Here is a 10,109-nt window from a genome sequence, read left to right as displayed (position 1 = left end):
CAGCCGATGTGATCTGCCGCTGGCTGAGGCAGCGAGAAATGTCGTTGACCTCCGCAACCTTTTGCAGATCGGTCGTACGCTCCTCAATGCGGAACAGCTTGGGCTGTTCCGTCCGGCTGGTCGTAAACATGATGACTGTCGGTGTGACGTAGCTGTGCGCCCCCGGGAACCCGAGGGAAGCGGCCATGCGCGTCATCGTATCCTCCACGCGGTAAGTCTCCGCGCCGTTCTGGAGCATGATTTTTCCTGCCAGCAGGCATAAATCTATAATTTCATAGGTTGTCCCCGATTCGGCATTGTTCAAACCTTCTTAATCCTCCCCTTGAATGTTATCTATTTGATTGTGCCTGCAGCGGGGCAAAAGATCAAGCTCCAAATTATAAATCTGTTTATTTAAAGTGCCCGCCGATTTTCAGCGACCGGTCCTTGGCTTGCCCCGCATCCGTAAGGGATGAGGCTCTTATAATCGCGGCGCTGCCGTACCGGCTTTTGATGCTGTCCGTAGCTTGGTCCAGAGCTCTGAGCTTGACCTGATCCTCAAAGAGAGTGAGCTGATAAGTCCGGTCGTCCACCAACTGGCTCAAGGTCACCCCGACACGGCGAACGGGCATTTGATCCCAATATTTGTAGAACAGCCTTCGGACGGTCTTCATTACGGTATTGGTATGGTTCGTGGGGTCCGTCATCTTCATTTGGCGCGAAAATCCGGTTGGCGATTCATAGGGGCTGCACATGCAGCTGACTGTAACTACGAAGCCCATATAACCTTGGCGGCGGCAGTCCCGGCATACCTCCTCCGTGAGCTCCAAGAGAATCGTATCGACTTCCCATGGTTCGGTGTAATCCCGGGGCAAGGTCATCATATGCCCGACCGATTTGGGCGGTGTCTCAAAGGTTCCGGGGTTGACCGGACTGTCATCCAGACCGTTCGCCGTCCTCCACATTACCTCTGCATGGATATCCGACTGCCTGCCGAAGCGGGCGCGAAATTTATCCTTTAGACAGGGAAGAGGCGTCCCTGCAATATCTCCGATGCTATTCATTCCAAGAGCGGCAAAATGCGCCGACATTCGCGAACCGACACCGAACATTTTATGAACGGGCTGCGGCCACAGCAGGGTTTCGATTTCGGATGCGGGCAAAGTAAAAATGCCATTTTCATTCTTCTTCGCCCAAATATCGGTTGCGATTTTAGCCAGGATTTTATTGGAGCTTATGCCGATCCTTACCCGCACTCCCGTTTGGCTCAGCACCTTCTGCTGAATGGACTTCGCAATCGTTACAGGATCTCCGAAGAAGGGCAGGCTTGCCGTAATGTCCAGAAACTGCTCATCAATGCTGAATATTTCAACAAGATCGGTGAACTCCTCATAAATCTTCGTAATCATCCGGGAGACATCCATATAATGCTGCATGCGGGGGCGGATGACCACGAGCTCGGGACATTTGGTTAAAGCCTCTCCAAGACGCTCCGCCGTAGTTACTCCATATCCCTTCGCAATGGGGCAGGCCGCCAAAATGATTCCTGATCTGCGCTCGACGGAACCCGCCACAGCAACGGGCATATCCCTGCATTCCGGGTGATCCGCCTTCTCAACGCTTGCATAGAAGCTCTGGCAGTCTGCCAGAAATATAACCCGTTCCCGTTTCTCGTTCAACCTGACCGCCTCCGCATATTCATCAGTAGGGTCATAAGCTCGGCCTTAACCAAGCTCCGCAGCATCGTAAAATAGTGGATATAGCCGCGAACTTTATACTCGACGCGAATGCCCTGTGCATTCTTCTCGGTGTGCAGAATCCGGATATCCCGCGCCCTCATCCTTCTCTTGAGATCCCGCAGCTCGGGATAAATCGCCTCTTCAATTTCTTTGAGATACATCAGGACATGATTATAAATCATTTTATCCCTGTGCTTCTTCAGCTCATTCATGTCTCTTGCCAGCATATCCAGCAATATGGGCAGAAGCGTGTACTCTTTAATGATTTGAAAATCCTCTTCTGCTTCAATTCTCGGGTTGACGCCCATCATCACACCACCATCACAAGAACACCTATTCGCATTTTCTATTATATACCGAACATGAGTTCGTTATGCAAGAGGGATTTTCTGGTTTTTGCCTCCTCACATCCGGATGTTTTATTTTATAATGAAGCATTGATCAAAACGGGGGAGGGCCAAGTTGATGCGGATTAAAGAGATGGATGCGCGGACCAGGGAGGAAGCCGCCAAGCTTGCCGGGCCGCTGATGGTATCCCGGGGGGAGATTCACCGGCTGGAGGAGCTGCCCGGCTGCTGCGCCGAGGATGGGGACGGGAGCCTGCTGGCGGCAATTTTCTACCATGTGCGGAACGGGGAGTGCGAGATTGTCTCGCTGGAGAGCAGGGCGGAGAATCGGGGAGCCGGCACCCGGCTCATCGAGGCGGTGACCGCACGCGCCCGGGCGGAAGGCTGCTCAAGAGTCTGGCTGATTACGTCCAATGACAATACAAGGGCGATACGCTTTTATCAAAAAAGAGGGTTCGATCTCAAAGCCGTTCACCGGGACGCCATTACGGAAGCGCGCAAGCTGAAGCCGTCGATTCCCCTGATTGGGTATGACGGTATTCCGATCCGCCATGAGCTTGAACTGGAGTACTTGCTGTAACCGCCATAAGGAATATTATGGTACGATTATGGAAAGGAGGGATGAAATGACATTAGCGGTAATGAACAAGCGGGAATTCGATTCGCTGGATGATGAAAGACTGGGCAGGGCGTGCATGGAGCCGACCTTCAGTCAAATCCGCGCCAAAGAAATGGCGGTGAAGGCCAGAGTAGTAGCGGACCTCTCCGAAGGACAACGAGCGCTATGCATGTTCAGAGTCTTTTACGGTCATGCGAAGAATTCGGAAATGGAGTATTACGGCTGGATCTCCCATCTGCTGCAAAACCCGGACATGTGGTCCGGGGTGATGAACGGATTAAGCTTTTTTGGCGATGTGGACATGTTCCGTCTGCTGGAAGAAACGAAAGAAGTTCTGGACACCAGAAACCGCAGGCTCGGGTTAGCGTGGAAGGACGCCGTAATAATGGACCTCGACCATGATAAAGCATTACATGCCCAGGTGGAGCGATTCTACCGGTGGTTCCAGAACATTGCTCCGGCAAGCCTGAGAATAATCGCCGCCCATATCCGGGACAACGCCGATCAATTTGTGAGGTTTGAGGAGTAAGCACATATACGAAGTAACCATTTCTGCGCCCGCTCTGCGGGCGTTTTTTTCGGCCAATTTTCGGCCAGCGCCGGTCACTATTAGCCATGTATTCCCGGACGATAGCCAAATCATGTACCAAGACCAAAGTCCAGAACGAAACCAAACCTCAGCCAGTTATCGCCTTATTGTTCATTTGTTAATCTGTTGGTATAAGAGGATGCCTGGTGCAACAATTAACTTTTTACAATGGGGTGAACACTATGACCGACAACAGGGGAGAATATGATTCGGGGAGCGGCATTTATGTTTTGCTGACCGATACGGGCACCTTGTTCACGACCTTGATCAAAAGCTTCACCGCCGCTCCGTATAACCATGCCTCTCTCGCGCTCGACGCGGAGCTGAATCAGGTGTTCAGCTTTGGCCGGAAATGTCCAAGCAAGCCTTGGGCTGGAGGATTCGTGAAGGAAGATGTCTACGAGGGGACCTTCCGTCATTATCCCGGCACTCGCTGTGTACTGCTCCGGCTTGGGATTTCCAAAGAGCAGCGTGACGCCGCTATTCGAATCGTCCGTTCCTTTCAGAAGGACAGGCATGCTTATCGCTACAATCTGATCGGATTATTAGGGGTGCTGCTGAACCTTGACATGGAGACGAAAAACGCCTATTTTTGCTCCCAGTTTGTATCCGAAGCGCTGCGCAAAAGCGGACTTTCCCTGTGGGATCGGCCATCCGCGCTGGTAACGCCCAACGACTTTTTGCACCATCCTGCATTCGACACGGTCTACGAGGGGCTTCTGTACGACTATCCGCTTCTCAACCGTGACAGATTAAGGTACATACCGAATGGGGAAGAGGCTTCGGGCGAACTGGAGGAGCAAGCAGTTTGATGGAGGCGACGAAGCTGATGCAAATGGCAGCAAAAATAGGCGTTATCCATCAAGTGTACGGTTCAGCCTCGCCAGCATGTCACCGAAGGTCCGGCATTCCTGGGGCGACCAGTCTTCAAATATTTGCCCGTATCGGTCCAATCGGATTTTTCTCGCCTCGTCCAGCTTCCGCGAACCTAGTTCGGTGATCTGAAAATAGCTGGACCTTCCGTCCTGCGGATCAGGTATCCGTTCCAAATATCTTTTGGATTCAAGCACACTTGTCTGTCTGCTGATTGTGGAGGTGTCGAGGCCGAGCTCTTCCGCCAGAGCCTTAACCCCGATATTGCCGCGGTTGGACAAATGGTACAGCAGGGTATAGCTCGAACGGTCCAGCCCGCCATGCTTCTTGTCCAGGGAGGCGCGGCGAATCAGTGTCATCATCTCATTGCTGATCAAATCCAGATTTTTATCTTCCATAGCCCTTCCGTCCTTTGGTTTATACTCTTCTCCCTATTATAAGTGATATCCGGCCGCAAATGAAAATACATAATCGGAGATGAAGCAACGTGATCCGAGATGAAGCAGCGTGAAAAAAGTAATATTGTTTTTCGGAAAAATAGTTGTATAATACACCTATATTTATTTATTGATTTCCGTATTGGTGCGGCGTAGAGGAGAGAAAGCATTGAATAATCAAAATGCCAGCAATTCTTCATTCTGGCTCATTATTTTAGCGGTTTTTTTCGGTAATTTCATGTCTATCTTAAGCTCGACAACGATTAATGTGGCTTTTCCGGTGTTTATGAAGGACTTTCATGCGGAGGTTGGCTCGGTTCAATGGATGATTACCGGCTATCTGCTGGCGACCGGAGTTGTCGCTCCGATCGTCGGCTATTTTGGCGACAAGTGGAGCTATAAGGTGCTATATGTGTGCGCTTTGTCAGGCTTCACCCTCTTTTCAGGGCTGTCCACGATTGCCTGGAGCATTCATTCTTTGATTAGCTTCCGCATCCTGCAAGGAGTGTTCGGCGGCCTGATCATTCCGACAACGATGACCATGATCTATCAGTTCATTGAGAAGGAGAAGCAGGCTTTCGCCATGAGCTTATGGAGTCTTTCTTCCATGCTGGCCCCGGCGTTCGGGCCTACCCTTGGCGGCTGGCTGACCGGGTATTTCGGCTGGCAGTCCCTGTTTATCATCAACCTGCCCATCGGAATCATTGCCATTATTGTAGCGCTCAAATGCCTACCCTATCACCGCCAGTCCAGCAAGCTCAAGACGTTTGATTTGCCCGGCTTCATAACCGTCATTCTCGGCAGCGCGTTGATCATTTTAGCTTTCAGTGAAGGAAATTCCTGGGGATGGACTTCGTGGCAGACGTTATTCCTGCTGGTGGTGGGTGTGTCCGTGTTGACCTACTTCATCCGCAGAGAGTTATCTCTGAAGGAGCCACTGCTTAATTTGAAGGTCTTCCGCCAAAAGCGCTTCACGTACAGCTTGATCATCAACTGCACGATTACCATCTCGCTCTATTCCGGAACGTTCCTGATTCCGGTCTTCCTACAGGATATTCAGCAGTCCACTCCGTTGGTAACCGCCCTGGTGCTGCTTCCGGGTTCGCTGGTGATGGCGTTTCTATCGCCGGTGGTCGGCAAGCTGTATACCAAGGTAGGCCCGTTCTGGCTTATTCTTAGCGGTATCCTGCTGCTGGTCATCTCGACCTGGGAACTCAGTCATCTTACGCTGGCTTCAACCCATGTTTATGTGGCCTCATGGATGACGCTGCGTTATGTGGGGATTGTCCTTGCTTTTATGCCAGTTACCAATGCGGGGATGTCCGCCATCTCGAAGGAATATACGGGCCATGCCTCTTCCGTAACGAACTGGGCGCGTCAGGCCACCGGAGCGCTGGCGATTGCGATCTTCAGTTCGGTGCTGGCCGCGAGATCTGCGGCCCATGTGAAGGCGCTGACCGGGGGAGCGGAGGCAGGCTCTTCCTTGCTGAAAGCTCAGGGCATGGCGATGGGCGTTCAGGATGTGTTCCTGATCGCCACATTAATTGGCGTCGCCGCGCTCCCGTTAACCTTTCTTCTGAAACCGGGAGCGGGTAAGAATGCCGCCGTTCCTAAGAGTTCGGCAGTGAAGCGGGAGGCGAATGGTTGAAGGGATTGAAGCTGATTCTTATGGGCCAGAATTTATTTGGCGCAAGGTATTGCTGAAATGCGGGAAAGCCGGCCTATGGGTCGGCTTTTTTGGCGTGTGGTTTAAATCAGGGTTCGTGATGCGGGCAAGCTAGTTGAATAAGGATAACAAAATCTTTCTGGTAAGAAAGGCTTGTTTATTTTATTGTAAATGCAATATAATTATTGTATATGTATTATAAGTACAAAAGAAATTATCGATTTTATATAAAGGAGCTATATTAAAATGGCTATAAAAATAAAAAAGTGCAGCCTTCAAGATTTGCAAATACTCCAAGAAATAAGTATTGAAACATTCAACGATACATTTAAAGATCAGAATTCACCTGAAAATATGAAAGCCTATTTGGAAAGAACATTCGACTCTAAGCAGTTGGAGAAGGAATTGTCCACTATCTCTTCGGAATTCTTTTTCATCTTTTTCAACGAAGAACTTGCTGGATATTTAAAGATAAATATTAATGATGCTCAATCCGAAAACATGGGTAATGAGTCACTCGAAATTGAGAGGATTTATATAAGATACAAATTTCAAAGAAAAGGGCTTGGAAAGCACCTAATAAACAAAGCGATGGAAGTAGCCATAAGACAAAACAAAAAGACTATCTGGCTAGGAGTTTGGGAAAAGAATGAGAACGCAATTGACTTTTATAAAAAAATGGTTTTTGTTCAAACTGGCACTCACTCTTTTTATATGGGGGATGAAGAACAAATTGATTTTATATTGACCAAAACACTGATATAACTTTAGTAAAGGCGGTTATTAAGTATATTCCTGCGCACTTTCAAATGGAAGATGCAAAAATCTGTCGCGACATAATAAATACGAAAGGGGAGAAGGGGCCGAAAATGCGCTAAGTTGTAAATCTATCCAGGCTGCTTGCCGCCATGGTATAATGACTGGAGCAATAGAAAGGCTTGCAAGGGCGGTCGGCGCATCTTCCGGAAGGGAGGTGATGCCTGTGGAGGTTAAGGACGCTTTGACGCTCATGATCGGTTTCGGTGCGCTTATTATAGCGCTATTGACGCTGGTTGTGGCCATCGTCGTAGCAATTAACCAAAACAAAAAGAAATAGGCCGCCCCTTGACCCGGATGCGGACCTATCTCAATAGATAACCCTCTAAAAGCCGTCGCCCTTAAAAGCGGATATTGCGCCGGAGAGTCGTGTTAGCCGCACGGCTCTCTTTGCATTGTACGTATTTTCTGCTTTTACTATACCACATTTCAATTTATAAAGTAAAAATAAATAAGCTGCAAGATTAGCCTTCAATCAGCTTCAACTCTGCTTACTGGCTTCAGCATGTTATCGATGCCGGCGGCGGCCTGGTCGGCTTCGCGGAGCGCGTGCGTGCGGATGTTCAGGGGAGTGCTGGCCGAGGCGCGCCTGAATGATCTTCGCATGGAGCCCTTGGTTCAGCAGCAGGGTGGCCGAGGTATGCCGCAGCGCATGGAAGTTGATATAGCGGAGGCCGTTTAGTGAACCTTGTCCACCAGGTTTTGACACTGTAGGGATTCAGCGCTTGCCGTTCCAGGAGTTGAACACGAAGAAATGCTCGCCGCCTTCCCACAGCTCCGTCGTGAGCGCCAGCATAATTAGGAGCCGCCAGGAATCCTTTTCGCCCTCCAGTAGCGTGAAGATGCGGTCCGTCTCCTCTTGATCGTACACGTCCAGCTCTTTCGGCTCGTCCCGCGGCTTCTTGACGCCGTTCATCGGGTTCGCCTTCAGTAGTTTCCACTCAACAGCGAGGCTGAAGACGTTGCGAAGCACCCTGTGGATGTGCTGGACAGTGCTCCGTGAGGTTCTTCTTATTCTCAGGGAATATTTCATGAGCACACAAAAAAAGTTTCATCCCCAATCCGTCCCCAATTCAAAATATCCGACATTTTCAAACCGCTTCATGCCAATAGGAACAAAGAAAAAACCCTTGATTTACAAGGGCTTTTTCGCTTTCGATAATATAGGACGGATGGGGATCGAACCCATGACCCCTACCCTGTCAAGATAGTGCTCTCCCGCTGAGCTACCGTCCTGCAACGAGATTTATAATACCATAAGGCGGGGGGAAGATGCAAATGTTTTTTTAAATGAAGTTGTTGCGATTATGATCTTAACCGGATTCCTGCTCTCAAATGAAGATGAGTACATCCCATCAATGCGAAGAATGCAGCAGGCTGCCATTGTAATCTGACCGCATGAGGGATGACGCGGCCACACTGGCATTTTAGCGACCGAAAGTATTGCCGTATACGCAAATATCCGCTAGAATTGGAGAGTTGATTTCCGTTGTCACGGCTGGCTTTTTTGGGTTTAATACGGAAATATTGAGCGGCGGAGAGAGGGGCCTGGGATAAGTTCTGAGGTTTATCCGGCGAGTGTGACGCATGTGGCGGAAAGCTGTCCGGGGATGTGATTATATTTGATCAGGGATGAAATCATCAAGGTTAGGATAAATGGAATAAGAACGGGATTGTGGACGGGGTCAGCCGTATAATCAGGAGGGGTAACCATGAACGTGGAGGAAATCATGCTGCTGCATCAGGGCGGCAAATTGGAAACAACATTGAAGCGTCCGATCGAATCGATGGAGGATTTGGCCAAGGTCTACACGCCGGGAGTGGCCAAGGTATGCCAGGCGATCGCTTCGGATCAGGATAGAGCTTACGAGCTGACTACCAAAAAAAATACGGTGGCGGTCATCAGCGACGGTACTGCGGTGCTGGGACTTGGCGACATTGGCCCGAAGGCCGCAATGCCCGTCATGGAAGGCAAGGCTGCCCTGTTCAAGCAGTTCGCTGATGTGGATGCGGTGCCGATCTGCCTGGATACGAAGAATACGGAGGAGATTATCACCGTCGTCAAGGCGCTTGCGCCCACCTTTGGCGGCATCAATCTGGAGGATATTTCTTCACCCCGCTGCTTCGAAATCGAGCGCCGTCTTAAGGAAGAGCTGGATATTCCGGTATTCCACGACGATCAGCACGGTACGGCCATTGTGGTGCTGGCAGGTCTGCTTAACGCGCTGAAGGTGGTAGACAAGGACATCAGAGACGTCAAGATCGTCGTAAACGGCTGCGGGGCGGCAGGCATATCGATCGCTAAAATGCTGCTGGGCGCAGGCGCCGAGAATTTGATTGGCGTGGACCGGGAGGGAGCGATCAACCGGCTGAACGTGTACGACAAGTCCCACTGGACCGAATTTGCGCAGATCAGCAATCCCAAGCTGGAGCAGGGCTCGTTAGCCGATTGCATCGCAGGTGCGGATGTATTTGTAGGCGTCTCGGCGCCCAACGTGCTGAAGGTCGAGGATATCCGGACAATGGCCAAGGACCCGATCGTCTTCGCCATGGCCAATCCGACGCCAGAGATTGATCCCGAGCTTGCCGCTCCATACGTGAAGGTGATGGCGACGGGACGCTCCGATTATCCGAACCAGATTAACAACGTGCTGTGCTTCCCGGGCATCTTCAGAGGCGCTCTGGACTGCGGCGCCAGCGACATTAATGATGAAATGAAGCTCGCGGTAGCTGAGGCGATTGCCGCGGCTGTCGAGCCTTCCGAGCTGAGCGAGCAATTCATTATTCCGAATGCTTTCGACAAGCGGGTTGTTGAACGCATCCGCAAGGCGGTGGCTGCGGCGGCGATCCGGACCGGCGTTGCAAGAAAAATGCTGACTGGCGTGAACTAGACGCTTCAATCTGCTCGATTAACGAAAATATATGCCTTGCAAGCAAATGACCCGGCCAATCTTCCATTGGCCGGGTCATTTGCTGTTGAGCTTTATATTGAACTTTATATACGGTCAGCCGCCGGGAATCCCGCGTATGTGAACGTAGACCCC

Annotated in this window: 12 protein-coding genes and 1 tRNA gene; 7 read left to right on the top strand and 6 right to left on the bottom strand. The window is 50.6% G+C overall.

Annotated elements, in window-relative coordinates:
- The 3 genes from L692_RS0119440 to L692_RS0119430 form a co-directional block, all read right to left on the bottom strand.
- Positions 1-238 (bottom strand): threonine/serine exporter family protein (locus tag L692_RS0119440; protein WP_198027788.1); only part of this gene is annotated, 238 nt, incomplete at its 3' end.
- Positions 239-389: 151 nt separating this feature from the next.
- Complete coding sequence (locus L692_RS0119435) at positions 390-1,658, bottom strand: DNA polymerase IV (RefSeq protein WP_025701722.1); 1,269 nt, start codon at positions 1,656-1,658, stop codon at positions 390-392.
- On the bottom strand, positions 1,655-2,029 hold the full coding sequence (locus tag L692_RS0119430; protein WP_156940520.1) for a hypothetical protein: 375 nt from the start codon (positions 2,027-2,029) through the stop codon (positions 1,655-1,657). The genes L692_RS0119435 and L692_RS0119430 overlap by 4 nt, the downstream gene beginning before the upstream one ends.
- 154 nt (positions 2,030-2,183) lie before the next feature.
- Here L692_RS0119430 and L692_RS0119425 point away from each other — a divergent pair, with 154 nt between their 5' ends.
- The 3 genes from L692_RS0119425 to L692_RS0119415 all read left to right on the top strand — a co-directional run bounded on the left by L692_RS0119425 (position 2,184) and on the right by L692_RS0119415 (position 4,085).
- Entirely contained in the window at positions 2,184-2,645 is a 462-nt protein-coding gene (locus L692_RS0119425; protein WP_036724589.1) for a GNAT family N-acetyltransferase, read from the top strand.
- A 46-nt stretch (positions 2,646-2,691) separates the two neighbouring features.
- On the top strand, positions 2,692-3,213 hold the full coding sequence (locus L692_RS0119420; protein WP_025701719.1) for a hypothetical protein: 522 nt from the start codon (positions 2,692-2,694) through the stop codon (positions 3,211-3,213).
- 242 nt (positions 3,214-3,455) lie between these two features.
- Positions 3,456-4,085: a C40 family peptidase gene (locus L692_RS0119415; RefSeq protein ID WP_025701718.1), complete on the top strand. Its 630-nt coding sequence runs from the start codon at positions 3,456-3,458 to the stop codon at positions 4,083-4,085.
- Between the two features lie 42 nt (positions 4,086-4,127).
- On the opposite strand, the gene L692_RS0119410 is transcribed toward L692_RS0119415, so the two are convergent.
- Positions 4,128-4,544, bottom strand: coding sequence for a MarR family winged helix-turn-helix transcriptional regulator (locus tag L692_RS0119410; protein WP_025701717.1), 417 nt, complete (start codon positions 4,542-4,544; stop codon positions 4,128-4,130).
- A 208-nt stretch (positions 4,545-4,752) separates the two neighbouring features.
- Between L692_RS0119410 and L692_RS0119405 the strand changes: the two genes are divergently transcribed.
- From L692_RS0119405 to L692_RS32000, 3 genes are all read left to right on the top strand, one after another.
- On the top strand, positions 4,753-6,231 hold the full coding sequence (locus L692_RS0119405) for an MDR family MFS transporter (RefSeq protein WP_025701716.1): 1,479 nt from the start codon (positions 4,753-4,755) through the stop codon (positions 6,229-6,231).
- 264 nt (positions 6,232-6,495) lie between these two features.
- Positions 6,496-7,014 carry a GNAT family N-acetyltransferase gene (locus tag L692_RS0119395; protein ID WP_025701715.1) on the top strand — a complete coding sequence of 173 codons (519 nt, stop codon included), beginning with the start codon at positions 6,496-6,498 and terminating at the stop codon, positions 7,012-7,014.
- A 217-nt stretch (positions 7,015-7,231) separates the two neighbouring features.
- Positions 7,232-7,345 carry a putative holin-like toxin gene (locus L692_RS32000; RefSeq protein ID WP_156940516.1) on the top strand — a complete coding sequence of 38 codons (114 nt, stop codon included), beginning with the start codon at positions 7,232-7,234 and terminating at the stop codon, positions 7,343-7,345.
- Between the two features lie 438 nt (positions 7,346-7,783).
- On the opposite strand, the gene L692_RS0119380 is transcribed toward L692_RS32000, so the two are convergent.
- The gene (locus L692_RS0119380; RefSeq protein WP_025701714.1) at positions 7,784-7,981 is read right to left on the bottom strand and encodes a hypothetical protein; all 198 of its coding nucleotides are present in this window, start codon (positions 7,979-7,981) and stop codon (positions 7,784-7,786) included.
- 248 nt (positions 7,982-8,229) lie between these two features.
- Positions 8,230-8,301, bottom strand: a tRNA-Val gene (locus L692_RS0119375).
- A 476-nt stretch (positions 8,302-8,777) separates the two neighbouring features.
- Between L692_RS0119375 and L692_RS0119370 the strand changes: the two genes are divergently transcribed.
- Positions 8,778-9,956, top strand: coding sequence for an NAD(P)-dependent malic enzyme (locus L692_RS0119370; RefSeq protein WP_025701713.1), 1,179 nt, complete (start codon positions 8,778-8,780; stop codon positions 9,954-9,956).
- Positions 9,957-10,109: the final 153 nt, after the last annotated feature.

The organism is Paenibacillus forsythiae T98 (genome assembly GCF_000520735.1).
Lineage (GTDB): Bacteria > Bacillota > Bacilli > Paenibacillales > Paenibacillaceae > Paenibacillus_AQ > Paenibacillus_AQ forsythiae.
Note: the sequence above shows the minus strand (reverse complement) of the source record. Positions and strands in the feature narration are given on the sequence as shown.

Bases quoted from the DNA above. Each gene is read 5' to 3' on its own strand.
- L692_RS0119430 (WP_156940520.1), bottom strand. From the start codon at position 2,029: ATGATGGGCGTCAACCCGAGAATTGAAGCAGAAGAGGATTTTCAAATC.
- L692_RS0119425 (WP_036724589.1), top strand. From the start codon at position 2,184: ATGCGGATTAAAGAGATGGATGCGCGGACCAGGGAGGAAGCCGCCAAG.
- L692_RS0119420 (WP_025701719.1), top strand. From the start codon at position 2,692: ATGACATTAGCGGTAATGAACAAGCGGGAATTCGATTCGCTGGATGAT.
- L692_RS0119415 (WP_025701718.1), top strand. From the start codon at position 3,456: ATGACCGACAACAGGGGAGAATATGATTCGGGGAGCGGCATTTATGTT.
- L692_RS0119410 (WP_025701717.1), bottom strand. From the start codon at position 4,544: ATGGAAGATAAAAATCTGGATTTGATCAGCAATGAGATGATGACACTG.
- L692_RS0119395 (WP_025701715.1), top strand. From the start codon at position 6,496: ATGGCTATAAAAATAAAAAAGTGCAGCCTTCAAGATTTGCAAATACTC.
- L692_RS0119380 (WP_025701714.1), bottom strand. From the start codon at position 7,981: ATGAACGGCGTCAAGAAGCCGCGGGACGAGCCGAAAGAGCTGGACGTG.
- L692_RS0119370 (WP_025701713.1), top strand. From the start codon at position 8,778: ATGAACGTGGAGGAAATCATGCTGCTGCATCAGGGCGGCAAATTGGAA.